The 24,306-nt window shown below is 70.5% G+C and carries 19 protein-coding genes and 1 pseudogene; 2 read left to right on the forward strand and 18 right to left on the reverse strand.

Annotation, left to right across the window (positions count from 1 at the left end; all coding sequences use genetic code 11):
* Positions 1-72: 72 nt before the first annotated feature.
* From QNA09_RS15900 to QNA09_RS15925, 6 genes are read right to left on the reverse strand one after another with little or no spacing between them, the layout of a single operon-like run.
* Positions 73-2,034: an acetoacetate--CoA ligase gene (locus QNA09_RS15900; RefSeq protein WP_040272228.1), complete on the reverse strand. Its 1,962-nt coding sequence runs from the start codon at positions 2,032-2,034 to the stop codon at positions 73-75.
* Positions 2,031-2,882: a CoA ester lyase gene (locus QNA09_RS15905; RefSeq protein ID WP_234575033.1), complete on the reverse strand. Its 852-nt coding sequence runs from the start codon at positions 2,880-2,882 to the stop codon at positions 2,031-2,033. The genes QNA09_RS15900 and QNA09_RS15905 overlap by 4 nt, the downstream gene beginning before the upstream one ends.
* Positions 2,879-3,364 carry a MaoC family dehydratase gene (locus tag QNA09_RS15910; protein WP_040272224.1) on the reverse strand — a complete coding sequence of 162 codons (486 nt, stop codon included), beginning with the start codon at positions 3,362-3,364 and terminating at the stop codon, positions 2,879-2,881. Before QNA09_RS15910 ends, QNA09_RS15905 begins: the two co-directional genes overlap by 4 nt.
* Positions 3,361-4,521 (reverse strand): acyl-CoA dehydrogenase family protein, encoded by a 1,161-nt coding sequence (locus tag QNA09_RS15915; RefSeq protein WP_010591911.1) that lies wholly within the window; start codon positions 4,519-4,521, stop codon positions 3,361-3,363. The genes QNA09_RS15910 and QNA09_RS15915 overlap by 4 nt, the downstream gene beginning before the upstream one ends.
* Before the next feature lie 10 nt (positions 4,522-4,531).
* Positions 4,532-6,553: an acetyl/propionyl/methylcrotonyl-CoA carboxylase subunit alpha gene (locus QNA09_RS15920; RefSeq protein WP_010591912.1), complete on the reverse strand. Its 2,022-nt coding sequence runs from the start codon at positions 6,551-6,553 to the stop codon at positions 4,532-4,534.
* An 11-nt stretch (positions 6,554-6,564) separates the two neighbouring features.
* Positions 6,565-8,172, reverse strand: a complete 1,608-nt coding sequence (locus tag QNA09_RS15925) for a carboxyl transferase domain-containing protein (protein WP_010591913.1) — start codon at positions 8,170-8,172, stop codon at positions 6,565-6,567.
* Between the two features lie 114 nt (positions 8,173-8,286).
* Here QNA09_RS15925 and QNA09_RS15930 point away from each other — a divergent pair, with 114 nt between their 5' ends.
* Positions 8,287-8,925 (forward strand): TetR/AcrR family transcriptional regulator, encoded by a 639-nt coding sequence (locus QNA09_RS15930; protein ID WP_010591914.1) that lies wholly within the window; start codon positions 8,287-8,289, stop codon positions 8,923-8,925.
* 73 nt (positions 8,926-8,998) lie between these two features.
* Here the strand turns inward: QNA09_RS15930 and QNA09_RS15935 are convergent, their stop codons facing one another.
* The 6 genes from QNA09_RS15935 to QNA09_RS15960 form a co-directional block, all read right to left on the reverse strand.
* The gene (locus QNA09_RS15935; RefSeq protein WP_010591915.1) at positions 8,999-9,265 is read right to left on the reverse strand and encodes a GlsB/YeaQ/YmgE family stress response membrane protein; all 267 of its coding nucleotides are present in this window, start codon (positions 9,263-9,265) and stop codon (positions 8,999-9,001) included.
* Between the two features lie 155 nt (positions 9,266-9,420).
* Positions 9,421-10,533, reverse strand: coding sequence for an NDMA-dependent alcohol dehydrogenase (locus tag QNA09_RS15940; protein ID WP_040272221.1), 1,113 nt, complete (start codon positions 10,531-10,533; stop codon positions 9,421-9,423).
* Positions 10,534-10,558: 25 nt separating this feature from the next.
* Entirely contained in the window at positions 10,559-12,058 is a 1,500-nt protein-coding gene (locus QNA09_RS15945; protein WP_308071974.1) for an aldehyde dehydrogenase family protein, read from the reverse strand.
* Between the two features lie 121 nt (positions 12,059-12,179).
* Positions 12,180-13,826: a sigma-54-dependent Fis family transcriptional regulator gene (locus QNA09_RS15950; RefSeq protein WP_010591918.1), complete on the reverse strand. Its 1,647-nt coding sequence runs from the start codon at positions 13,824-13,826 to the stop codon at positions 12,180-12,182.
* Positions 13,823-15,481: an AMP-binding protein gene (locus tag QNA09_RS15955; protein WP_040272215.1), complete on the reverse strand. Its 1,659-nt coding sequence runs from the start codon at positions 15,479-15,481 to the stop codon at positions 13,823-13,825. Before QNA09_RS15955 ends, QNA09_RS15950 begins: the two co-directional genes overlap by 4 nt.
* 166 nt (positions 15,482-15,647) lie before the next feature.
* Entirely contained in the window at positions 15,648-17,015 is a 1,368-nt protein-coding gene (locus QNA09_RS15960) for an MFS transporter (protein ID WP_371851035.1), read from the reverse strand.
* A 215-nt stretch (positions 17,016-17,230) separates the two neighbouring features.
* Here QNA09_RS15960 and QNA09_RS15965 point away from each other — a divergent pair.
* A pseudogene (locus QNA09_RS15965) lies at positions 17,231-17,658 on the forward strand (protein-tyrosine phosphatase family protein).
* Positions 17,659-17,666: 8 nt separating this feature from the next.
* On the opposite strand, the gene QNA09_RS15970 reads toward QNA09_RS15965, so the two are convergent.
* The 6 genes from QNA09_RS15970 to QNA09_RS15995 form a co-directional block, all read right to left on the reverse strand.
* Positions 17,667-18,215, reverse strand: a complete 549-nt coding sequence (locus QNA09_RS15970; RefSeq protein WP_010591922.1) for a hypothetical protein — start codon at positions 18,213-18,215, stop codon at positions 17,667-17,669.
* A gap of 121 nt (positions 18,216-18,336) precedes the next feature.
* Entirely contained in the window at positions 18,337-19,101 is a 765-nt protein-coding gene (eutC, locus tag QNA09_RS15975; protein WP_010591923.1) for an ethanolamine ammonia-lyase subunit EutC, read from the reverse strand.
* Positions 19,098-20,513, reverse strand: a complete 1,416-nt coding sequence (locus QNA09_RS15980) for an ethanolamine ammonia-lyase subunit EutB (RefSeq protein ID WP_308071975.1) — start codon at positions 20,511-20,513, stop codon at positions 19,098-19,100. Before QNA09_RS15980 ends, eutC begins: the two co-directional genes overlap by 4 nt.
* Positions 20,510-21,964, reverse strand: coding sequence for an ethanolamine permease (gene eat / locus QNA09_RS15985; RefSeq protein ID WP_017679980.1), 1,455 nt, complete (start codon positions 21,962-21,964; stop codon positions 20,510-20,512). Before eat ends, QNA09_RS15980 begins: the two co-directional genes overlap by 4 nt.
* Positions 21,965-22,080: 116 nt before the next feature.
* Positions 22,081-22,617, reverse strand: a complete 537-nt coding sequence (locus QNA09_RS15990) for a DUF779 domain-containing protein (protein WP_040272208.1) — start codon at positions 22,615-22,617, stop codon at positions 22,081-22,083.
* Between the two features lie 92 nt (positions 22,618-22,709).
* Positions 22,710-24,233: an aldehyde dehydrogenase family protein gene (locus QNA09_RS15995; protein ID WP_040272206.1), complete on the reverse strand. Its 1,524-nt coding sequence runs from the start codon at positions 24,231-24,233 to the stop codon at positions 22,710-22,712.
* Positions 24,234-24,306: the final 73 nt, after the last annotated feature.

Consider the following 24,306-nt stretch of genomic DNA (forward strand, 5'->3'; position numbering starts at 1 on the left):
CATCGGACCACCCGAACAGGACAAATGTCCAGTCAGGTGATCCTCATCGCTCCCGGGCGGCGGTGGCGCGGGTCACCGCGCCTGCCGCTGCTGCGCATACCAGTCGAGCAACTCCGGTGCGTCGACCGCGCTGCGGTCGACGGTGCGGGCCGCGTCGGCCCCCTGGAACAGCCGCTTGATCGGCACCTCGAGCTTCTTGCCGGTGCGGGTGTGCGGGACACCGGGTGCGGCGACGATGTCGTCGGGCACATGTCGCGGTGAGGCCTGTTCGCGGATCACGGTGCGGATCTTCTCGCGCAGCGCATCGTCGAGGGTGACGCCGTCGGCGAGCACCACGAACAGCGGCATCCAGTAGCCGCCGTCGGGCTGCTCGGCTCCGATGACCAGCGCTTCGAGGACCTCGGGGAGCTTCTCGACGGCCTGGTAGATGTCGGCGCTGCCCATCCGGACACCGTGCCGGTTGAGCGTCGAGTCGGAACGTCCGTGCATCACGACCGTCCCGCGCCCGGTGATCGTGATCCAGTCGCCGTGCCGCCACACCCCGGGATAGACCGAGAAGTACGCCTCGCGGTAGCGGTGCCCGTCCGGGTCGTTCCAGAAGCGGACCGGCATCGACGGCATCGGGGCGGTCACCACGAGTTCCCCCACGTCGCCGCGGACCGGGCGGCCCTGCTCGTCGAACGCATCGAGCGCGACGCCGAGATACGGCACCGACAGCTCACCCGGCCACACCGGCACGGTGCGCACGGCGCCGACGAACGCGGAGACGACATCCGTGCCGCCGGTGATGGACATGACGGGCACGTGCTCGCCGACGTTGTCGGCCAGCCACCGCGACGACGGCGCCGGCAGCGTCGACCCGGTGACGCCGATCGCGCGCAGCGCGGACAGGTCGTGGTCCCGCCGGGGCACGACGCCCGCCTTGATGCAGGCCAGCACGTACCCCGGGCTGGTGCCCAGGACGGTGACCCGTTCCTGCGCGGCGATCTCCCACAACCGGTCGACCCGCGGGTGCGACGGGCTGCCGTCGTAGCAGACGATCGTCGCCCCGACGAGCAGCCCGGCCGCCTGGAAGTTCCACATCATCCAGCTCGGGCTCGTGTACCAGAAGAAGGTGTCGTCGGATCCGAGGTCCGTGTGCAGCGACACCGCCTTCAGATGCTCGAGCAGGACACCGCCGTGCCCGTGCACGATGCCCTTCGGCAGACCGGTGGTCCCGGACGAGAACACGACCCACAGCGGATGGTCGAACGGCACCGGCTCGGGGCTCAGCGGGTGTTCCCCGACGGTGGCCGCCTCCCAGGTGAGCGCACCTTCGAGGTCCTGATGCGGGTCTGCGAGCCGGGGCACCACGACGGTCAGCGCCAGCGAGGGCAGCTGCTCCCGCAACCGGGCGACCGCCTCGGCGCGGGGGTGGGTGCGGCCGGCGAACCGGTAACCGTCGGCGGTGATCAGGGCGGTGGGGTCGAGTTGCCCGAGCCGGTCCAGGGCCGCGGGCGCCGAGTAGTCCTGACCGCAGGCCGCCCACACGGCGCCGATGCTTGCGGTGGCGAGCAGCGCGACCACGGCCTCGGGAATGTTCGGCAGGTAGCCGACGACGCGGTCGCCGACACCGACGCCGTGCTCGCGCAGGGTGGCGGCCAGCGCGGCCGTCTGCCTGGCGAGTTCGGCCCAGCTCAGCTCGGTGCGTTTCCCGTCCTCACCGACGTGCACGATCGCGGGGCGGTCGTCGCGCGCGTGCCGCAGGGCGTGCTCCGCATAGTTCAGGCGCGCCCCCGGGAACCAGACGGCCCCGGGCATCGTGGCGTCGTCCAGCGCGGGTCCCGGGTCGGTGCGCGACCGTACGTCGAACCAGTCCCACACGTCCTGCCAGAACGGTCCGAGATTGTCGACGGACCACCGCCACAGGGCGTGGTAGTCGGGGAGGGAGACGCCGTGGCGCCGTTCGACCCATCGGGCGAAGGCGGTGAGGCGGGCGCTCGCGACGTCCTGTTCGGTGGGGGTCCACTGGGGCGGGATCTGCGTGTCGGTCATGCCGTCGCGCTCCCTCGGTGATCACCCGAGCGGGCCTCGACGGCGCGGTGCAGGATCTGCTCGGCGTGCCGCAGCACCGGCGCATCGACCATCCGGCCCTCGAACTGGAACACCCCCCGCTCCTCCGGCACCGCCGCCAGCACCCGCCGCGCCCACGCCACATCCTGCTCGCTCGGCGCATACGCCGACCGGATCACCCCCACCTGACCCGGATGGATCGCCACCTTCGCATCGAACCCCACCGCCACCGCATCGAGCGCCTCCGCCCGCAACCCGTCGTGATCCCGGATGTCCAGGAACACCGAATCCAGGGCGAACCGCCCGTACGCCTTCGCCGCCAGCAACGCCTGCGACCGCACGTGCCGCGCCACGTCCCGATACGTCCCGTCGGCCCGGCGCGAGGACTGCCCACCCAGCCCCACCACGAGATCCTCCGCCCCCCACATCAACCCCACCGTGCCCGCGGCCAGCGCGATCTCGTCGACCTTCAACGCCCCCAACGGCGACTCGATCAACGCCACCACCTCCCGCGGCGCCAACGACGTCACCTGCTGCGCCGACTCGCACTTCGCCAGCATCACCCGGGTGTAGCTCGTGACCGCCAGCGCCTTCAGATCGGCGTCGTGCTCGTCGGTGCCGGCCGGGTTCACCCGCACCACCGTGCGAGCGGGATCGAGCGCGGTGTCCTGCAGGCACTTGCGGGCATAGTCCTTGTCCCCCGGCGCCACCCCGTCCTCGAGATCGAGGATCACCACGTCCGCCGTCGCAGCCGCCTTACCGAACCGCTCCGGCCGATCCGCCGGACAGAACAACCACGCCGGGCCGCCGACGGCGGGCACGGACCTCATGCCTGCTCCTCCCCGGCCGGCCGGCACTGGACCAGCGTCTGGCGCACCGCGACCGCGACGACGTCGCCGCGCTGGTTGCGCGCCGTGTGCTCGAGCGTGACGATCCCCTGCCCGGGACGGGACTTGGACGCACGCTTGTCGGTGACCAGTGTCTCGGCGTAGAGGGTGTCGCCGTGGCGGACCGGCGCGGGGAACTTGATCTCCGAGAACCCGAGGTTGGCGACGATCGTGCCCTGCGTCAGCTGCGCCACCGACAACCCGACGAGAGTGGACAGGGTGAACATCGAATTCACCAGGCGCTCACCGAATTCGGTGCCCTCGCTGTAGGCGGCGTCGAGGTGCAGCGCCTGCGTGTTCATCGTCATCGTGGTGAACGCGACGTTGTCGGCCTCGGTGACGGTGCGGCCGGGGCGGTGCTCGTAGACGGTGCCGACCTCGAACTCCTCGAACCACAGTCCGCGCTGGGTGACCCGGGTGCTCACAGGCCGAGCTCCCGCGCCACCAGCATGAGCTGGACCTCGGTCGTGCCCTCGCCGATCTCGAGGATCTTGCTGTCCCGGTAGTGCCGCGCGACGGCGTACTCGTTCATGAAGCCGTAGCCGCCGTGGATCTGCGTCGCATCGCGCGCGTTGTCCATCGCCGCCTCCGACGCGACCAGCTTGGCGATGGCAGCCTGCTTCTTGAACGGCTTGCCGGCCAGCATGAGGGCCGCGGCGTCGTAGTAGGCGGCGCGGGCGGCGTGGGCCCGTGCCTCCATCCGGGCGATCTTGAAGGCGATCGCCTGGTTCCGGCCGATGGGACGGCCGAAGGCCTCGCGCTCCTTCGCGTACTTGACCGACTCGTCGACGCAGCCCTGTGCGGCACCGGTGGACAGGGCGGCGATCGCGATGCGGCCCTCGTCGAGGATGCGCAGGAAGTTCGCGTAGCCACGGCCCCGCTCCCCGAGCAGGTTCTCCGCCGGGACCCGCACATCGGTGAAGCTCAGCGGGTGGGTGTCCGAGGCGTTCCAGCCGACCTTGTTGTAGGCGGGCTCGGCCACGAAGCCCGGGGTGTCGGTGGGCACGACGATCGTGGAGATCTCCTTCTTGCCGTCCCGCTCGCCGGTGACGGCGGTGACGGTGACGATCTCGGTGATGTCGGTGCCGGAGTTGGTGATGAACTGCTTGCTGCCGTTGATGATCCACTGATCACCGTCGAGTTTGGCGGTGGTCTTGGTGCCGCCGGCGTCGCTGCCCGCGCCGGGCTCGGTCAGCCCGAACGCGCCCAGGGCCCGGCCGGCCGCGAGCTGCGGCAGCCACTTGCGCTTCTGCTCCTCGGTGCCGAAGCGGTAGATCGGCATGGCGCCGAGCGAGACGCCGGCCTCGAGGGTGATGGCCACGGACTGGTCGACCTTGCCGAGTTCCTCGAGGGCGAGGCACAGCGCGAAGTAGTCGCCGCCCTGTCCGCCGTACTCCTCGGGGAACGGCAACCCGAACAGGCCGAGATCGGCCATGCCCTTGACGACCTCGTACGGAAAGGTGTGGTTGGCGTCGTGCTCGGCGGCGACGGGCGCGACGACGCTCCGCGCGAAGTCGGCGACGGTGTCCTTCAGGTCCCGGTAGTCGTCGGGAAGCTGTCCGGTGGAGAGGTAGTCGGTCATCTGCTGTGTCCTAGCTTTCGGTGGTGTCGGTGGGAACGACGCGGGCGAGGAGCTGGTCGACCTTGACCTGGTCCCCGGGGGCGACGAGAAGTTCGACGGTGCCGTCGACCGGCGTGGTCAGGGCGTGCTCCATCTTCATCGCCTCGACGACGACGACGGTCGTGCCGGCGGTGACGGCGGCCCCCGCCTCGACGGGCACGGCGATGACGGTGCCGGGCATCGGGCTGGTCAGCTCGGCCTCACCGGCGTGGGCGTCGGCGCCGCGGATGCTCGCCTCGCGCGCCTCACGCACCGGCCAGGTGCCGCCGTCGCCGGCGAGCCACAGCTGCCCGTCGCCCTCGGCGACGCGGAACTCCGAGCGCACCCCGTCGAGCGTGACCGCGAGGCGGTCCCCTTCGAATCGAGCGGTGAGCACGCGCTCCGGGCCGTCCTCGATCCGCGCGGTGGCGGCCCCCGGGGTGCCGTTCAGGTGCACGTGGTCGGTGCGGGTGGGGGTGTGCAGCCGCACGGTGGTCGGCGCGGATCCGCCGACGCGCCAGCCGGTGGGCCGGTCCCACGGATCGACGGGGGCGTGGCTCGACGCGGCGGGCCAGCGTCGCAGCCACCGGTGCGCGGCCGCGGCGACGAGCACCGCATCGGGGGTGTCCGGGGCGGCGTAGTCGCCGAGGCGGCGGTCGAGCAGTCCGGTGTCGAGGTTCCCGGCCTGCACGTCGGGGTCGGCGAGCAGGAAGCGGGCGAAGTCGATGTTGGTGACCACCCCGAGGACCGCGGTGTCGGCCAGGGCCCGGTCGAGACGGCGCAGCGCGGCGGCCCGGTCGGGTCCGTGCGCGATCACCTTCGACAGCATCGGGTCGTAATCACTGCCGACGACCGTGCCCACCTCGAGACCGGAGTCGACGCGTACGCCGGACCCTTCCGGCTCGACGACGTCGACCACGGTGCCGCCGGTGGGCAGGAACCCGCGGGCGGGGTCTTCGGCGTAGACGCGGGCCTCGATCGCATGCCCGGTCAGGGTGATCTCGTCCTGCGCGAAACCGAGCGCCTCACCCGCGGCGACGCGCACCTGCCACTCCACCAGGTCCAGTCCGGTGACCATCTCGGTGACGGGGTGCTCGACCTGGAGGCGGGTGTTCATCTCCATGAAGAAGAACTCGTCCGGCGCGTCCGCGGAGACGATGAACTCGACCGTGCCGGCGCCGGTGTAGTCGACGCTGCGGGCGGTGTTGCACGCCGCTTCGCCGATCCGGGCGCGGGTGGCCTCGTCGAGCAGCGGCGACGGGGCCTCCTCGATCACCTTCTGGTGGCGGCGCTGCAGGCTGCACTCACGCTCGCCGAGATGGACGACGTTGCCGTGGGTGTCGGCGAGGATCTGTACCTCGATGTGCCGCGGGCGCTGCACGAAGCGCTCCAGGAAGAGGGTGTCGTCGCCGAACGCGGAGGCGGCCTCGCGTCGCGCCGAGGCGAGCGCCTCGGCGAGCTGCCCGGATTCGGTGACCAGGCGCATGCCCTTGCCGCCGCCGCCGGCGGACGGCTTGATCAGCACCGGGTATCCGATGTCGCCCGCCGCCGCGATCAGTTCGTCGTCGGTCAGGCCGGGCCGGGAGATGCCCGGCACGACGGGGACGTCGAACGCGGCGACGGCGTTCTTGGCGGTGATCTTGTCGCCCATGACCTCGATGGCCTTGGCGGGCGGGCCGAGGAACACGATCCCGGCGTCGGCGCAGGCCTGGGCGAATCCCGAGTTCTCGGACAGGAAGCCGTAACCGGGGTGGATCGCCTGTGCGCCGGTGCGCCGCGCGGCATCGATCACCTTGGCGATGTCGAGGTAGCTCTCCCGGGCGGCGGCGGGGCCGAGGCGCACCGCGGTGTCGGCCTCCCGCACGTGCCGGGCGCCTGCGTCGGCGTCGCTGTACACGGCGACGGAGCGGATCCCCATCTGCCGCAGCGTGCGGATCACCCGCACCGCGATCTCCCCGCGGTTGGCGACCAGAACGGTATGGAACATCCCGGCTGGGCCGGTGGTATCGAACATGTTCAACTGCCTCACATCCGGAAGACGCCGTAGGAAACCGGCTCGAGGGGCGCGTTCGCACACGCCGACAGGGCCAGGCCGAGAACTTCCCGCGTGTCGGCGGGATCGATGATGCCGTCGTCCCACAGCCGCGCGGTCGAGTAGTAGGGGTTGCCCTGGTGCTCGTACTGTTCGCGGATCGGGGCCTTGAACGCCTCCTCCTGCTCGGCGGTCCAGGGCGTGCCGGACGCGTCGAGCTGGTCCGAACGCACCGTCGCCAGCACGGAGGCGGCCTGCTCGCCGCCCATCACCGAGATGCGCGCGTTGGGCCACATCCACAGGAACCGGGGCGAGTACGCCCGCCCGCACATCGAGTAGTTGCCGGCGCCGTAGGAGCCGCCGACGACGACGGTCAGTTTGGGGACACGCGCGCACGCGACCGCGGTGACCATCTTGGCGCCGTGCTTGGCGATGCCGCCGGCCTCGTAGTCCCGGCCGACCATGAAGCCGGAGATGTTCTGCAGGAACAGCAGCGGGATCGAGCGCTTGTCGCACAGCTCGATGAAGTGGGCGCCCTTCTGGGCGGATTCGCCGAACAGCACGCCGTTGTTGGCGATGATGCCGACCGGGTGGCCGTGGATGCGGGCGAACCCGGTGACCAGGGTCTTGCCGTACTCGGCCTTGAATTCGGAGAAGCTCGAACCGGGTCCGGTCGGGTCGCCGTCGACGAGGCGCTCGATGACCTCGTGCACGTCGTAGGGGGTGCGCGGGTCGGTGGGCACCACGTCGTAGAGCTCGGCCGGATCCGCGGCGGGCGCGAAGGTCGGCGCGACGTCCCACGGCCGGGGGGTGCGGGGCCCGAACGTGGCGACGATGGCGCGCACCTTGTTCAGGGCGTCGCGGTCGTCCTCGGCGAGGTGGTCGGTGACGCCGGAGACCTTCGAGTGCAGGTCGCCGCCGCCGAGTTCCTCCGCGGTGACGACCTCGCCGGTGGCGGCCTTCACCAGCGGCGGACCGCCGAGGAAGATGGTGCCCTGGTTGCGGACGATGACGGCCTCGTCGCTCATCGCGGGCACGTAGGCGCCGCCCGCGGTGCACGAGCCGAGGACCGCGGCGATCTGCGGGATGCCCTTGGCGCTCATGGTGGCCTGGTTGTAGAAGATGCGGCCGAAGTGCTCGCGGTCGGGGAACACCTCGTCCTGCCGCGGCAGGAACGCCCCGCCGGAGTCGACCAGGTACAGGCACGGCAGCTGGTTCTGCAGCGCGATCTCCTGGGCCCGCAGATGCTTCTTCACCGTCACCGGGTAGTAGGTGCCGCCCTTGACGGTGGCGTCGTTGGCGACGATGACGCATTCGCGGCCGGACACCCGTCCGATGCCGGCGATCATCCCGGCACCGGGGCACTCGTCGTCGTACATGCCGTTCGCGGCCAGCGGCGCGATCTCGAGGAATGCGCTGCCGGGATCGAGCAGGGCGTCGACGCGCTCGCGGGGCAGCAGCTTCCCGCGGGCGACGTGCCGTTCCCGGGCCTTCTCGCTGCCGCCGAGAGCGGCGGTCGCGAGCTTGTCGCGCAGCTCGGTGACCAGCTGGACGTGCTGCTCGCGGTAGGTCCGCGCAGCGGTTGTCAGGGGGGTTGTCACAGTACAGTCCTCGCCTTGGGGTGGGCGCCTGAGTTAATACTCGATAACTGAAAATGAGGTTAGCTGTGATTAACTGAGTTGTCCAGACCCCGTCAGGAAGGAACGGTGCGGCCGATGACCGAGCTGAAGCCGGACACCGACGAACAGCTGCTCACCGCACGCGGCCGGGCCAAGGCCGACCGGCGACGGCAGCTGCTCCAGGCCGCCGCGCGCCTCGTCGCCGAGCGCGGGTTCAACGGCGTACGACTCGAGGACCTCGGGGCAGCGGTGGGCATCAGCGGCCCCGCCGTCTACCGGCACTTCCCCAACAAGGACGCGCTGCTCGTCGAGCTGCTGGTCGACATCAGCCGTCGCCTGCTGGCCGGCGGCACCGACGTGGTCGACCACACCGACGATCCCCGGCGCACGCTCGACCGCCTGGTGGACTTCCACCTCGACTTCGCGCTCGGGGAACCGGACCTGATCCGGGTGCAGGACCGGGAGCTGCAATCCCTCCCGGCGGACGCCCGCCGGGAGGTGCGCCAGACCCAGCGGCGCTACGTCGAACTGTGGGTGGGCGCCCTGCGCCGCCTCGACCCCACCCTGGGAGAGTCCGACGCACGGACCATGGCGCATGCCGCCTTCGGGCTCATCAACTCGACCCCGCACAGCGCCGACCGGTCCTCCCCCGCCGCGACCCGGGCGGTGTTGCGCCACATGACCCTGGCCGCACTGGGCGCCGAGCGGGCCGGGGACCCCGAATCCGACGCCTGAACAGGCACGGAGCCCCGCCCGGATCACCGGACGGGGCTCCCATCGTGCTGCCGTTACCGGCACTGCACTGCTGCTACCGGACCTTGTCCCTCGTCATCGAGGTGTAGGCCAGGGTCAGCACCGCGGCGACGGCGATACTGATGATCCAGCGCCACCAGTCGATGCCGGGCGTATCACCCTGATCGCTGATCATGCCCCAGATCCAGTAGCCGATCAGGGCGCCGACGATGCCGATGACGATGGTGATGAGCCACCCCATCGCCTGCTTTCCGGGAATCACCAGCCGTGCGAGCACACCGATGACCGCACCGAAGATGATCGTGCCGATGATCTCTCCCATCACGGGCTCCTCTCTCGGAACATCGAACCGTGGGGACGGTATGCCACAGAGTGCGCGGAATATGCGCGCTTCGGGAGAATTCCGGTAAATCTTCTGCAAAATGTTGCGCGGGCCCGCAGATGCGCCCCGGCCGGCCGCCGGGGCGCATCCCGCGATCAGGCGTCGTGGAGGATGACCCCGCGGATGTTCTTGCCGTCGCGCAGGTCCTGGTAGCCCTGGTTGACCTCCTCCAGGCTGTAGCGATGGGTGACCAGCTCGTCGAGCTTCAGCTGGCCCGCGTCGTACAGGCGCAGCAGCCGCACGATGTCGTACTGCGGGTTGGCCGAGCCGAACAGCGAGCCCTTGATGGTCTTCTGGAACAGGGTCAGTTCCGTTCCGGACACGTGCACCGTGAGCTTCTCCGGGTTGGCCAGGCCGGTGATGACGACGGTGCCGCCCTTGCCGACGATCGAGGTGGCCGCCGAGACGACCTCCTCGTCGACGGTGCCGACGAGGATCAGGGCAGCGTCGGCGCCCTGGCCCCAGCTCAGCTCGTTGACCTTCTCGGCCGCCTCGGCGGCAGTGGCGAAGGCGTGCGTGGCACCGAACTTCAGGGCGGTGTCGCGCTTGAACTCCACCGGGTCGACGACCACGACGTACTTGGCGCCCGCGTGCACGGCACCCTGGACGGCGTTGATGCCGAGACCGCCGATGCCGTAGATCACGACGATGTCGCCGGCGCGGACGTCCCCGGCGTACACCGCGGTGCCCCAGCCGGACGGCACACCGCAGCCGACGAGCACGGCGGTCTCGAGCGGGAGCCAGTCGTCGACCTTGACCACCGAGTGCTGCGAGATGGTGGCGCGCTCGGCGAACGTGCCGAGCATGCACATCGCGCCGAAGTCGGTGCTGCCGGAGTGGAACCGGAACGAGCCGTCCGGCATGCAGCCCTCGAGGATGGTGGCCCCCATGTCGCACAGGTTCTGCCGGCCCGTCGAGCAGTACCGGCAGGTCCCGCAGTTCGGGATGAAGCTGCACACGACGTGGTCCCCGGGCTTGACCTTGGTGACGCCGGGGCCGACCTCCTCGATGATGCCGGAGCCCTCGTGGCCGCCGACGATCGGGAAGCGCGGGGGCAGGTCCCCGTCGGTCAGGTGCAGGTCCGAGTGGCACAGCCCCGCCGCGGTGTACTTGATCAGCACCTCACCGGGGCCCGGGCCGTCGAGGTCGAGTTCCATGATCTCGAACGGCTTGCCGGTCTCGAGCAGGACTGCAGCTTTGGTCTTCATCGTTGTTCTCCTCGGGTGTGTCGGGTCAGAGGGCGATGTTCACGGCTTTGGTCTGGGTGTAGAGGTCCAGCGCTCCCGCACCGAGCTCACGTCCCCATCCGGACTGCTTGAACCCACCGAACGGCATGGCGGTGTCGAAGCCGTTGTACTGGTTGATCCACACCGAACCGGCCTTGAGCCGCCGCGCGGTGCGGTGCGCCTTCGACAGGTCTCGCGTCCAGATGCCCGCGGCCAGTCCGTAGATCGAGTCGTTGGCGGCGGCGGAGATGCCGTCGTCGGCGTCGAACGGCATGGCGGCGACGACCGGACCGAAGATCTCCTCGCGCACCACGCTGAAGTCGGGCTGCACGTCCACCAGCACGGTCGGTTCGACGAAGAAGCCCTTGTCGCCCCAGCGCTTTCCACCGGTGAGGGCGCGCGCCCCGTCGATCAGACCCTCGCGCAGGTACCCGGTGACCCGATCCAGCTGCTCCTGGGAGACCAGCGGGCCGAGCTGGGTGGCCGGGTCGAGACCGGGTCCGATCTTCACCTTGCTCGCCGCCTCGGCGACGGCCTCGGTGAACCTCTCGAAGATGGGACGCTCGACGAACAACCGGGTGCCGGCCACGCAGCACTGGCCGTGGTTGAACAGCCACGCATCGAGAGAACCCTGCACGGCCGCATCGAAGTCGGCGTCGGCGAAGACGATGTTCGGGCTCTTGCCGCCGAGTTCGAGCGAGACCTTCTTCAGGTTTCCCTTGGCGGCGTCGACGACCTTCTTGCCCACCTCGGTGGACCCGGTGAAGGCGATCTTGTCGACGTCGTCGTGCGCGGCGAGGGCGGCGCCGGCGTCGCCGAAGCCGGGCACGATGTTCACCACCCCGGGCGGGAACCCGGCCTCTTCGAAGATCTCGGCGAGCAGCAGCGCGGTGAGCGGCGTCTGCTCCGCGGGCTTGAGAATGACGGTATTGCCGGCGGCGAGGGCGGGCGCGAGCTTGAACGCGGCCATCAGCAGCGGGAAGTTCCAGGGCACGATGAGCCCGCACACGCCCACCGGTTCGCGCAGCGTGTAGGCGTGGAACTCGCCGCCGGGCACGAACGGCATCGTGACGTTCACCGTGCTGCCCTCGATCTTGGTGGCCCACCCGGCGTAATAGCGGAAGATGTCCGCCGACCACGCCGTGTCCACGGCCGCGGCGATCACGGCGGACTTGCCGTTGTCGAGCGCCTCGAGCTGGCCGAACTCCTCGGCGCGCTCGGTGAGCAGATCACCGACCCGCCAGATCATGCGCTCCCGCTCGGCGGCCTTCATCGTCGGCCACGGGCCCTCGTCGAATGCCTTGCGGGCGGCCCGCACGGCCCGGTCGACGTCCTCGGCGCCGCCGTGGGCGACGTCGGTGAGCTTGTCCCCGGTCGCGGGATCGTAGGTCGCGAAGACGCGGCCCGAGGCGGCGTCGAGCCATTCGCCGCCGATGTAGAGCTGTCTGGTCCCGGAGAGGAACTCTCGGATCCGCGGAGCGACGATGTGCTCGACAACAGCTGTCATGCCCAACCTCCTGAAGTAGTGTGACACGGGTCATACTGCTTCGGGCAGGGCTGTGGGAACTGTTCAAGGATTGGACAGTGCGCACATGCGCATACGAGCGACGAGACCCGCGCGGGTACGGTCAGCCCGCGATGCCGAGCGCGCGGATCCGGCTGTAGAGCGTGGTGCGGCTGATACCGAGCTGCGCCGCGGCGTGCACCTTGTTGCCGCCGCTCTCACGCAGCGCCTCGATGATGGCCTCCCGCTCGGCGCGCTCGCGCCCTCCCAGGCGGGAGACCCGGCTCGTCGCCCGGTAGTCGACCGGCAGATCCTCCCGTCGCACCGGCAGCGGGGACTCCCGCACCGGGACGGCGGCGAGCACCGCCCGCAGTTCGGCGAGGTTGCCGGGCCACGAACGTTCCGACAAGGCCGTCAGGGCACTCGGGCCCAGGCGCAGATCCGGTCGGCCGAGTTCCTGCGCGAGCGCGGCGGCCAGGTCACCGAGTTCCCGGATCCGTTGCCGCAGGGCCGGGACCCGGACCTGACCGGGGCAGCGTGCCAACAGCTCCCGCACCGGCGGCCGGATGCCGTCGACGGGGTCGGCCGTGAGCACGAGCCGCGGTGCGGCCGGGTCGGAGAGCATCGACGAGAGCAGCGCCGGCACCGGGTCCGGCGCCAGGTGCACGTGTTCGACGACCACGAAGCCGCGGTCCGTCGCGGCGGCCGCGACCGTGAGCAACCGGGCCGACCATTCGCGTTCACCCTCACCGACGATCCGGGCGGCATCCAGGAACGTGCCCGCCTCACGGACGAGTTCCCTTGCCGCCCAGGTTCGCCCACTGCCGGGCTCGCCGACGATCGCCACGCCACCGGCACCGTCGCGCAGCCGCCCGAGCCGCCGCCGTAGCCGCGTCGTCGCATCCTGCGCGACGTCGCTCCGGGGCACGGGTTCGCGTGCCCCGGAGGCGTCGAGCAGGAACAACGCACCGCTGCCGATGCCCGGGATGCGGTCGATCCGCAATCGGGTGCTGCCGCCGGCGGACAGCGCGAAGTCCATGGTGCGGGACTCCCCCGCCGGCAGATCGACCGCGATCGCGCGCAGGGCAGCGTGATCGGCGGGCAGGAGCAGTTCGACGGCGGCCTTGTTGGTGAGCATGATGTCCTCGCCCATGGCCGCGACCGCGACGCCGCGCTGCTGCGCGGCCCGCTGGAACGCGTCGACGACCCGCCGGTCGGACTCGCGGGCGCCCTCGAGCAGCCGTGCCTCGATGTCGCGGGCCGCCCGGGCGAGGAACGGCGCGAACAGCGGATTGGCGGTCTTGCCGGCGGCGGTGATGTCGAGGATGCCTTCGATGCGACGGGTGACCGGATGCACGAGGGGATGCCCGTAGCAGCTGAAGTCCTTGAGGGACTCGAGGTAGTGCTCTTCGCCGTGCACCACGAGGCTCTGCCGCACCTCGAACGGGGTGCCGAGTGCATTGGTGCCGTAGGTGTCCTCGCTCAGGGCGGCGCCGGGGACCACGCCGATCTCCTCCATGGCCCGTTGCATGGGTGCCGAGTCGAACAACCGGGCCACGATCCGGCAGTCGCGGTCCACGAGGAGGATGCAGCAGCCCGTGCCGGCGAGCTGGGTGCGCAGCTCGTCGAGTACCGGCCGGGCGGCGTCGAGCAGCCGCCCGGCCGCGTCCGAGGGGCCCAGCAGGGTCGGTTCGGGAAGCCGTCCCGGGTCTATCCCGCTCAGCTGTGAGCGCTTCCAGGACAGCGCGATCTCCGGCCGCAGACCGTTCACCCCTGTCCGGCCTCCCCGAGCAGGGCCGTCGAGATCTCACGCATCTCGACCTTGCGGATCTTGCCGGTGACCGTCATCGGGAACTCGTCGACGACGTGCACGTAGCGGGGGATCTTGTAGTGCGCGAGCTTGCCCGTGCAGTACTCGCGCAGCGACTGCGCGTCGAGCGGTGCCGCACCCTCTCGCATCCGGATCCACACCATGAGCTCCTCCCCGTACTTCTGGTCGGGCACCCCGACGACCTGGGCGTCGAGGATGTCCGGGTGGGTGTAGAGGAACTCCTCGATCTCCCGCGGGTAGATGTTCTCGCCGCCACGGATGACCATGTCCTTGATGCGGCCGGTGACCGAGACGTACCCGTCGGCGTCCATGACGCCGATGTCGCCGGTGTGCATCCACCGGGCGGCGTCGATGGCGTCGGCGGTCTTGTCGGGCTGGTTCCAGTAGCCGAGCATCACCGAGTAGCCGCGGGTGCACAGTTCGCCCGGCTCGCCGCGCGGGACGGTCAGGCCCGTGGCCGGATCGACGATCTTGACCTCGAGGTGCGGGCCGACGCGGCCGACGGTGGACACCCGCTGGTCGATGGTGTCGTCGCTGCGGGTCTGCAGCGACACCGGGGAGGTCTCGGTCATGCCGTAGCAGATGGAGACCTCGGCCATGCCCATCCGTTCGATGACCTGCTTCATCACCTCGACCGGGCACGGCGAGCCCGCCATGATGCCGGTGCGCAGGCTCGACAGGTCGAAGCCGTCGAAGCCGGGGTCGGCGAGTTCGGCGATGAACATCGTCGGCACACCGTAGAGGGAGGTGCAGCGCTCCTCGGCGACGGCGGCCAGCGTCTGGGCCGGGTCGAAGGCCGGTCCCGGGATCACCATCGTCGCACCGTGGCTGGTGCAGGCCAGATTGCCCATCACCATGCCGAAGCAGTGGTAGAAGGGCACCGGGATGCACACCTTGTCCTGCTCGGTGTAGTGGCACAGCTCGCCCACGAAGAACCCGTTGTTGAGGATGTTGTGGTGGCTGAGGGTGGCGCCCTTGGGGAATCCGGTCGTGCCGGACGTGTACTGGATGTTGATCGGATCGTCGGCCGACAGGTCGCGCTGCGCGGCGTCGAGCCGGGTGCGGTCGTCGGCGAGTGCGGCGCGGCCGGACTCGCCGAGCTCGTCCCAGTCGGGAGAGCCGAGCAGCACCACCTGTTCGAGATCCGGGCAGTTGCCCCGCACCTCGTCGATCATCGCCGCGTAGTCGGACGTCTTGAACCTCGGGGCCGCGACCAGCATGCGGATTCCGGCCTGGGTGAGCACGTACTGCAGTTCGTGCGAGCGGTAGGCCGGGTTGATGTTGACCAGGATCGCGCCGATCTTCGCGGTGGCGTACTGGACGAACACCCACTCGGCGCAGTTGGGCGCCCAGATGCCCACCCGGTCGCCCTTGCCGATGCCGGCCCGCAGCAGCCCGAACGCGAGAGCGTCGACCTCGCCGGCGAGCTCGGTGTAGGTCCAGCGCCGGCCGGCGGCGCGGTCGACGAGCGCGTCCCGCTCACCGTGCCGGGCGACGGTGCGGTCGAAGTTGTCGCCGATCGTGTCCCCGAGCAGCGGGGTGTTCCACGCCCCCGAGGTGTAGCTGGGCAGTTCGGGTGTGGTGAAACCGGTCATTGGTGCTCCTGCAGTGTGCGCGGCCCGGGACGAGCGACGGGGTCTCGAGGACTCGTCCACCATGCTCGCCGATCCGGGGCCGCAGGTGTTCGGATTCTGGACAGTTGAGGGGGTGGTGACAGCACGAGGCGCCCTCCCCGGGGTGTCGGGGAGGGCGCCGGCGGGATCAGAGCGCTCGGTCCCGGGTCTCGACGAGGGCCTTCGTGCACACGAAGCTCAGGACGCCGAGCACGGAGAGCATGACGCCGATGGCGATGCCGCCGTAGGACGCGGCCAGGGGCGCGGCCAGCATGGGCGGGATCGCACCGCCGAGGACGCCGGCGAGGTTGTAGCCGAGTCCGGCGCCGGTGTACCGGTACCGGGTGTGGAACATCTCCGGCAGCAGTGCGCCGCACGGGCCGTAGGCGATGCCGAAGATGGCCAGGGTGACCATCATGCCGACGACGAACGCGACCGGCGATCCGGTGTCGAGCAGCGGGAACAGCGCCAGCGCCCACACGACGGAGAAGCCGCACGAGATCATGATGACGCGACGGCGTCCGACCCGGTCGGAGTAGAGCGCGGAGAGCACGATCGCGGCGCCGAACACGAGCGACGAGACGATGCCGACGGTCAGGACGAACGGCCGGGAGAAGCCGAGGGTCTTGGTCGCGTAGCTGGTCAGGTACGCGGTGCCCATGTAGAAGAAGGCGAACATGATCGCCAGGGCGCCGGCCGAGAGGAGGATCTCCTTGGTCTGGTAGCGCAGGGCGTCGAGGAACGGCAGGGTGCGCTTCTCGGCCGGGGCGGCGGCGCGGGCTTCGCTCTCGGCCCGGAACACCGGGGTCTCCTGGATGGCGAGGCGCATGTACAGACCGACGGCCACGAGAACGATGCTGAGCAGGAACGGGATTCGCCAACCGTAGTCGAGGAAGGCCTCGTTGGTGTCGCCGAGGGCCAGGCCGGTGAACAGGAAGGTGCCGCTCGACAGGGCGAAGGCGATGGCCGGGCCCAGCTGGGGGAACATCGCATACAGGCCGCGTTTGCCCGGTGGCGCGTACTCGGCGGTGAGCAGCGTCGCGCCGGCCCATTCACCGCCGACGGCGAAGCCCTGGGCGAAGCGCAGCAGCACGAGGATGATCGGGGCGGCGACGCCGATCGTCTCGGCGCCCGGAAGCAACCCGATGAGCAGGGTCGAGATGCCCATCAGCAGCAGGGTGGAGACGAGGGTCTTCTTGCGGCCGATGCGGTCGCCGAAGTGCCCGAACAGCATGGCGCCGACCGGGCGCGCGATGAAGGCGACGGCGAAGGTCGCGAACGAGGCGACCGTGCCGGCGGTGGCGCCGAGCGCCGGGAAGAACACCGTCGGGAAGACCAGGGCTGCGGCGGTTCCGTAGATGAAGAAGTCGTAGAACTCGATGGTGGTGCCGATGCAGCTGGCGATGGCGACGCGTCGGATGCCGGGGCCGCCCGGGGCAGGAGCGGTCGGCGCGGCGGGCTTGTGCCCCGCCGGTACCACGGGGGGTTCGGCCCCCGGTGTCGACACTGTGGTCACGTCTGTCCTCCGTATTTCCGTCCGAGCCGCGGCGGACCTGCGCCGCGGGATGGAAGGAAAGGTAGTGATCCGCCTCACTCCCCCACTACCCCCGAAAGGGGGGTGGCTGTGAGCCGTATCACGTAGTTCGGCGAACGAATGACCGGAGCGCGTCGGGCATCCCGGCGCGGCCACCGGGGCGGACCGGCCGCGCCCGCGCCGCCTACGCTCCGTCCATGACGACGACCTGGGAACCGGGCACCCGGGGGTTCTGGCCCTCCCGTCGGGCCGGACCGTCCGGGGCCGGGGCGTCCGCCGGCCCCTGCCGACCGGCCCGCACCCCACACTCGGGATCTACCGCTCGGGCCGGAAACCGCCGACGGTCCCGTGGCAGGCCCGATGGATCCGCTGGCCCGACTTCCGGCTCCCAGCCGATCCCCGGGCCGCGCGCCGGATACTGCACGAGGCATGGGAGCGGTGTGTGGCCGAACGCGTCGAAGTCGCCTGCGGCGGGGGACACGGCCGCACGGGCACCGCGCCGGCCTGCCTGGCGATCCTCGACGGCGTGCCGCCCGCCGACGCGGTTGCCTATGTGCGCGAGCACTATTCGCGCCGAGCGGTGGACACGCCCGGGCAACGGCGCTTCGTCGCCGCGTTCCGGTGACCGGCGCGTCAGCGACCGGCGGCGCCGGCGAGTTCGGCGCGCATCTCGCGCCACACGGTCGCGTACGAGTCGATGTTCGGTGCCGTGGCCCATGCCAGCGCGCCGGACTTGATCTTCCCGAGCGCCTCGGCGAACAGGTCCTGGTACCGCGACAGGCGCGGAACGAAGGCCGACACGTCGTCGAAGAGATTCTGCGCCTTGCGATCCAGCTCGATCAGTTCGTCGAGGAAGTTGGCGGATTCCGGGTCGGCGAGCAGCGCGGTGAGCTCGTCGTCGAGCGGCCCGAACTGTTCGAACAGCTCCGCGAGGGAATCCTCGTCGATCGAGACGCGCTCCGCGTCGAGCTGATCGGTCAGCTCCGCAGCACCCGCGTCGGTCAGGGAGATACCGTCGCCGCTCTCCTTCGCCTTGCCCTGGGCGACGAGTGCGTCGAACGCCGCCCGGCCGGACGCGACGGACACCCCGAGATGCGCCGCGATCACCTCCGCGGTGACGGTCTGCTTCAGCCGCACCGTCTGCAGCAGAGCCAGCTCGTCGACATTGCCAGCGAAAGCCATCGTGTCCTCTCCTCGTCGCCCGGTCGCGGGCCGTACGTGTCACCCGGTCGGGCGGAGTACATGATTTGGCGGATGCGGCGGCAATGTCAACCGGCCACGCGGATGCGTCACGTTCTCGCCGCTACAACTCCCCCACCGTCGCGGAATCGAGCCGGTCGCCCCGCGTGGTGTCCTTCAGGTCCACCCCGGACCGCCCGAGCCGGCGCGCCCCGTCGACCAGCCCCGCGACGACGCACGCGGCCGCCGCATACCCCAGCCCTTCGGGTGGGTGGATGTTGGACACGCAGTTCCGTTCGGCGTCGGCACGACCGGGCCGCGGCTCGTGGGTCAGGTACACCCCGAGGCTGTCGGCGACCGACAGCCCGGGCCGCTCCCCGATCAGGACCAGCAGGGTGCGCACCCCCAGGGCGGCGCCGATGTGGTCGCCGAGCGCGACCCGCGCCGACGTCGCGATCACCGGCGTCGCCACGGACAGGTGCCGCGGCAGGGCCGCCACGATCGCCTCGAGCAGGGCGACGCCGTGCTCGGTCAGGGCCCGCGGCGAGAGCCCGTCGGCGAGGACCACCCCGACGTCGGCGCCGACGGCCGGGACCGCGGACAGGTCCGCGGGCACGCGGCCGAGATCCGGGCGGCGCAGGTACTCGCCCCGATCGCGCACGCGGCTCTCGACGACGACGGGCGCGCCGAGTCCGAGACGTTCGACGTCGGCGGCCAGGGCCGGCACGTCGAGGGGCTGGTGCACCGCATCGCGGGCCGCGGCGTGCGCGGCCCGGAACTCGAGCACCCGCGCGGTCGGGAGGCCGTCGCCGGCGCGGCCGAGCCCGATGCGGGCCTGCGTCGACGACCGCAGCGGCGCCCAGAAGTCACGGTCGACGGACTCGCTCATGCCGCACCTCCCGCGAGGGCGCGCAGCGGGGAGGCGGCCGCGTCCACCGGCAGGATGTGCCCGGCTCCGTCGACCATGCCGAGGCCGGCGAGCCACCGCTCGAACTCGGGAGCGGGACGCAGGCCGAGCGCGCGCCGCACGTACAGCGCGTCGTGGAACGACAGGCTCTGGTAGCCGAGCATGACGTCGTCGGCCCCGGGCACGGCGATGACGAACGCGGCGCCGGCAACCCCGAGCAGCGTCAGGAGGGTGTCCATGTCGTCCTGGTCGGCCTCGGCGTGGTTGGTGTAGCACACGTCCACACCCATGGGCAGGCCCAGCAACTTGCCGCAGAAGTGGTCCTCGAGGCCCGCCCGGACGATCTGCTTGCCGTCGTAGAGGTACTCCGGGCCGATGAAACCGACCACCGTGTTGATCAGCAGCGGGTCGAGCGCGCGGGCGACGGCGTACGCCCGGGTCTCGAGGGTCTGCTGATCCACCGGACGTCCGCCCGTGCCGAGATGCACGCCGGCCGACAGCGCCGAACCCTGTCCCGTCTCGAGGTACATGATGTTGTCCCCGACGGTGCCGCGCCCCAGGGCGCGACCGGCCTCGTTCGCCTCGCGCAGCAGCGCGAGGTTCACCCCGAAGCCGGCGTTGGCGCCCTCGGTGCCGGCGATGGACTGGAACACCAGGTCCACCGGGGCGCCGGCCTCGATGAGGCCGAGGGTGGTCGTCACGTGGGAGAGCACGCAGGACTGCACCGGGATGTCGAAGCGCAGCCGCATCTCGTCGAGCAGGTGCAGCAGGTCGGCGGTGGCCCGGGGCGAATCCGTCGCCGGGTTGATGCCGATGACGGCGTCGCCGCACCCCATCAGCAGCCCGTCGAGGGTCGCGGCGGCGATGCCGCGCGGGTCGTCGGTGGGATGGTTGGGCTGCAGCCGGGTGCCGAGCCGGCCGGGAAGTCCCACGGTGGTGCGGAACGCCGACGTGACCTCGATCGCGCGGGCCACCGCGATCAGGTCCTGGTTGCGCATGAGCTTGCTGACGGCGGCGACCATCTCGGGCGTCAGGCCGGGTGACAGGGCGGCGAACGTCGCGGCCGCATCGGCCTTCGTGACGGTGTCGAGGAGCAGGTCGCGCAGTCCCCCGACCGTCAGGTGCTGCACGGCGCGGTAGGCGTCGCGGTCGTGGTCGTCGAGGATCAGCCGGGTGACCTCGTCGGTCTCGTAGGGCACCACCGGCTCGGCGAGGAACACGTCGAGCGGGACGTCGGCGAGCACCCACTGCGCGGCCGCGCGCTCGGCGTCGGATTCGGCCGCGCAGCCGGCGAGTTCGTCGCCGGAGCGGCGCGGGGTGGCCTTGGCGAGCAGGTCCACGAGGCCGTCGAAGGTGTAGGTGGTGCCGGCGAGGTGCTGGGTGTAGACGCTCACTTCAGCTCGGCCTCCGCCTCGGCGAGCGCGGCGAACTCCTCGTCGGGCGAGTTCGCCACCAGCCGGTGCCGGCTGTAGAGCCCGAAGTAGGCCATGAACGCGGCGAAGGCGCCGAGGGTCCACAGGGCGGCGATCGGGTCGACCAGGAAGGTGGCCACGACGGCAGCGGCCGCGACGACCAGCGCGAAGGAGGTGGTGACGACACCGCCGGGGGTGCGGTAGGGCCGCGGCATGTTCGGCTCGCGCCGCCGCAGCACGATGTGGCTGACCATCATCAGCACGTAGCTCACCGCGGCACCGAAGACGGCCATGTTCAGCAGCATCGCGCCCTCCCCCGTGAGCGACAGCGCGAACCCGATCACACCGGGGACGATCAGCGCCAGCACCGGCGCCTTGCGCTTGTTGGTCAGCGACAGGCTCGTCGGGAGGTAACCGGCGCGCGAGAGCGCGAACGTCTGCCGCGAGTACGCGTACATGATCGAGAAGAAGCTCGCGATCAGACCGGCGAGGCCGATGTAGTTGACCACCTTCGCGGCGCCGCTGTCGCCGAGGGCCTCGACGAGCGGGTTGCCGGAGGTGGACAGGGCCTCGGCGCCGAGCGCGCCGGTGGCCAGGAACAGCACGGTCGCACCGGTGACGAGCAGTACCAGCATGGACACGATGATGCCCTTGGGCACGTTCTTCTCCGGTTCGGTCGCCTCCTCCGCGGCGAGCGGCACCCCCTCGACGGCGAGGAAGAACCAGATCGCGAACGGCACGGCCGCCCAGATGCCGAACAGACCGAAGGGCAGGAACGACGACGCACCGGCGGCGGTCTCGTCGACGGCGATGTCGGTCAGATTGGCGGTGTCGAACAGCCCGACGGCCGAGACCGCGAACACCACGAGCCCGACGAGTGCGATCGCGGTGATCACGAACATCGCCTTGAGGGCTTCGCCCGCGCCGGTGAGGTGGATGCCGATGAACACCGCGTACACGGCGAGGTAGATCCACCACCCGTCGGTGATGCCGAACAGGTTCAGCGACTCGACGTACCCGCCGATGAACGTGGCGATCGCCGCCGGGGCGATCGAGTACTCGATGAGAATTGCTGTGCCGGTGGCGAATCCACCCCAGGGTCCGAGTGCGCGACGGGCGAAGGTGTAGCCGCCGCCGGCGGCCGGCAGCGCGGAGGACAACTCCGCCATGCCGAGCACCATCGCGAAGTACATGGCCGCGATGATCACCGAGGCGACGAGCAGTCCACCGAACCCGCCTTCGGCCAGGCCGTTGTTCCAGCCGGCGTAGTCACCCGAGATGACGTAGCTGACCCCCAGCCCCGCGAGCAGAATCCAGCCTGCCGAACCCTTTCTCAGACTTCGCTTTTCGAGATAGGCACGACTCTCGGCGTGGAAGTCCGCGCCGTCGTGGTGAGCCGCGGTTCCGGTCCGGGGCGGGTCGGTCAACGACATGATTCCTCTTCTCGACGGAGGATGGCGACGTGTCGAGCAGGCACGCCGAGGACACCGCGCGTACTCACGGTACGAGCGGTATGTACACACCGCGTCAGTACGCGGTCACGGAAGTGTTACGAGGAGCGACCCGGGGTCGTCGGCACCGGGCACGCATCGGCGGCCTCGGCCACGACGGTCGGCTCCGTGGCCGGATCCGGGCGGGCGCCGGCGGCCCACTGCTTGCCGAGCACGGGGGTGTCGCGGGCGAGAGCGTCGTTCTCCTGAGCGGTGAAGGCACGGCCGCGACTGAGGAACCGGAGCCCCTCGGGGGATTCGAGGCTGAACCCGGAGCCGCGGCCCGGCACCACGTCGAGGACGAGCCGGGTGTGCTTCCACGCCTCGAACTGGGATCCCGAGATCCACACCGGGACGGCGTCGGCGCCGCCGGGCAGGTCGTCTGCCGTCCGCCCCACCTCGAGACGCAGGTCCAGCACCCCCAGCAGCACGTCCAGGTCGCCGACGATGAAGTCGCCGTCCGGATAGCACATCGGCGCCGACCCGTCGCAGCAGCCGCCGGACTGGTGCATCATCAGCGGCCCGTGGCGCTCGGCGAGGCGGCGCAGGAGCGTGACCGCGTCGGCGGTGGCGACGAGGCGGAGCGGGACGGACATACGGTGCCTTCCGATTGTCGGCGGGGGTAGGGCGGAATGGGAACGGCGCCTGCCACGTCGCAGGGGGGTGACGTGACAGGCGCCGGGTCTGATCAGAAGAAGCCCTGGGCCTTCGGGGCGTAGGACACCAGGAGGTTCTTCGTCTGCTGGTAGTGATCGAGCATCATGTGGTGGTTCTCGCGCCCGATGCCGGACTGCTTGTAGCCGCCGAACGCCGCGTGCGCCGGGTACTGGTGGTAGGTGTTGGTCCACACCCGGCCGGCCTGGATCGCGCGACCGGCCCGGTAGGCGACCCCGCCGTCGCGGGACCAGACGCCGGCGCCGAGGCCGTAGAGGGTGTCGTTGGCGATGGAGATGGCGTCGTCGAAGTCCCGGAAGGAGGTCACCGAGACCACCGGTCCGAAGATCTCCTCCTGGAAGATGCGCATCTTGTTGTGGCCGCTGAACACCGTCGGCTGGACGTAGAAGCCGCCGGACAGGTCGCCGCCGAGGTCGGCGCGCTCGCCACCGGTGATCACCTGGGCGCCTTCGCTCTTGCCGATCTCGATGTAGGACAGGATCTTCTCGAGCTGGTCGTTCGACGCCTGCGCACCGATCATCGTGTCGGTGTCGAGCGGATTACCCTGGCGCACGGCCTTCGTGCGCACCGCGGCCAGCGACAGGAAGTCGTCGAAGATGTCCTGCTGGATCAGCGAGCGCGAGGGGCAGGTGCACACCTCGCCCTGGTTGAGGGCGAACATCGTGAAGCCCTCGAGCGCCTTGTCCTGGTAGTCGTCGTTGGCCGAGAGCACGTCGGAGAAGAAGATGTTCGGGCTCTTGCCGCCGAGCTCGAGGGTGACCGGGATCAGGTTCTGCGAGGCGTACTGCATGATCAGGCGGCCGGTGGTGGTCTCGCCGGTGAACGCGATCTTGCGGATCCGCGGGCTCGACGCCAGCGGCTTGCCGGCCTCGACGCCGAAGCCGTTGACGATGTTGACCACGCCCGGAGGCAGCAGGTCGCCGATCACGGAGATGAGGTGCAGGATCGAGGCGGGCGTCTGCTCGGCCGGCTTGAGGACGACGGCGTTGCCGGCGGCCAGGGCGGGGGCAAGCTTCCACACCGCCATCAGGATCGGGAAGTTCCACGGAATGATCTGGCCGACGACGCCGAGCGGCTCGTGGAAGTGGTAGGCGACGGTCTCGGAGTCGATCTCGGAGATCGAGCCCTCCTGCGCACGGATCGCGCCCGCGAAGTAGCGGAAGTGGTCGATCGCGAGCGGAATGTCGGCGTTGAGGGTCTCGCGGATCGGCTTGCCGTTGTCCCAGGTCTCGGCGAGGGCGATCGACTCGAGGTTCTCCTCGATACGGTCGGCGATCTTGTTGAGCAGGATGGACCGCTCGGCGACGGAGGTCTTGCCCCAGGCCGGCGCCGCGGCGTGGGCGGCGTCGAGGGCCAGCTCGATGTCCTCCTCGGTGGACCGGGCCACCTCGGTGAACGGCTGTCCCGTGACCGGGGTGACGTTCTCGAAGTACTGACCCTTCACAGGCGGTACCCACTGGCCGCCGATCCAGTTGTCGTAGCGGGACTGGAAGGACATCAGGGCGTCGGGCGAGCCGGGACGGGCGTACACGGTCATCGGTGTTCACTCCTCGGATGGTCTGACACACCCCATGCGGGGCGTGTGATCCGGAACACTACGAGCCGGTGGG

It is taken from the genome of Rhodococcus sp. AH-ZY2, assembly GCF_030916465.1.
In the GTDB taxonomy this organism is placed as follows: Bacteria; Actinomycetota; Actinomycetes; order Mycobacteriales; family Mycobacteriaceae; genus Rhodococcus; species Rhodococcus ruber.

Bases quoted from the DNA above. Each gene is read 5' to 3' on its own strand.
- QNA09_RS15900 (WP_040272228.1), bottom strand. From the start codon at position 2,034: ATGACCGACACGCAGATCCCGCCCCAGTGGACCCCCACCGAACAGGAC.
- QNA09_RS15920 (WP_010591912.1), bottom strand. From the start codon at position 6,553: ATGTTCGATACCACCGGCCCAGCCGGGATGTTCCATACCGTTCTGGTC.
- QNA09_RS15970 (WP_010591922.1), bottom strand. From the start codon at position 18,215: ATGGCTTTCGCTGGCAATGTCGACGAGCTGGCTCTGCTGCAGACGGTG.
- QNA09_RS15935 (WP_010591915.1), bottom strand. From the start codon at position 9,265: ATGGGAGAGATCATCGGCACGATCATCTTCGGTGCGGTCATCGGTGTG.
- QNA09_RS15990 (WP_040272208.1), bottom strand. From the start codon at position 22,617: ATGTCCGTCCCGCTCCGCCTCGTCGCCACCGCCGACGCGGTCACGCTC.
- QNA09_RS15955 (WP_040272215.1), bottom strand. From the start codon at position 15,481: ATGACCGGTTTCACCACACCCGAACTGCCCAGCTACACCTCGGGGGCG.
- QNA09_RS15930 (WP_010591914.1), top strand. From the start codon at position 8,287: ATGACCGAGCTGAAGCCGGACACCGACGAACAGCTGCTCACCGCACGC.
- eutC (WP_010591923.1), bottom strand. From the start codon at position 19,101: ATGAGCGAGTCCGTCGACCGTGACTTCTGGGCGCCGCTGCGGTCGTCG.
- eat (WP_017679980.1), bottom strand. From the start codon at position 21,964: ATGTCGTTGACCGACCCGCCCCGGACCGGAACCGCGGCTCACCACGAC.
- QNA09_RS15915 (WP_010591911.1), bottom strand. From the start codon at position 4,521: ATGACCGACTACCTCTCCACCGGACAGCTTCCCGACGACTACCGGGAC.
- QNA09_RS15995 (WP_040272206.1), bottom strand. From the start codon at position 24,233: ATGACCGTGTACGCCCGTCCCGGCTCGCCCGACGCCCTGATGTCCTTC.
- QNA09_RS15945 (WP_308071974.1), bottom strand. From the start codon at position 12,058: ATGACAGCTGTTGTCGAGCACATCGTCGCTCCGCGGATCCGAGAGTTC.
- QNA09_RS15905 (WP_234575033.1), bottom strand. From the start codon at position 2,882: ATGAGGTCCGTGCCCGCCGTCGGCGGCCCGGCGTGGTTGTTCTGTCCG.
- QNA09_RS15940 (WP_040272221.1), bottom strand. From the start codon at position 10,533: ATGAAGACCAAAGCTGCAGTCCTGCTCGAGACCGGCAAGCCGTTCGAG.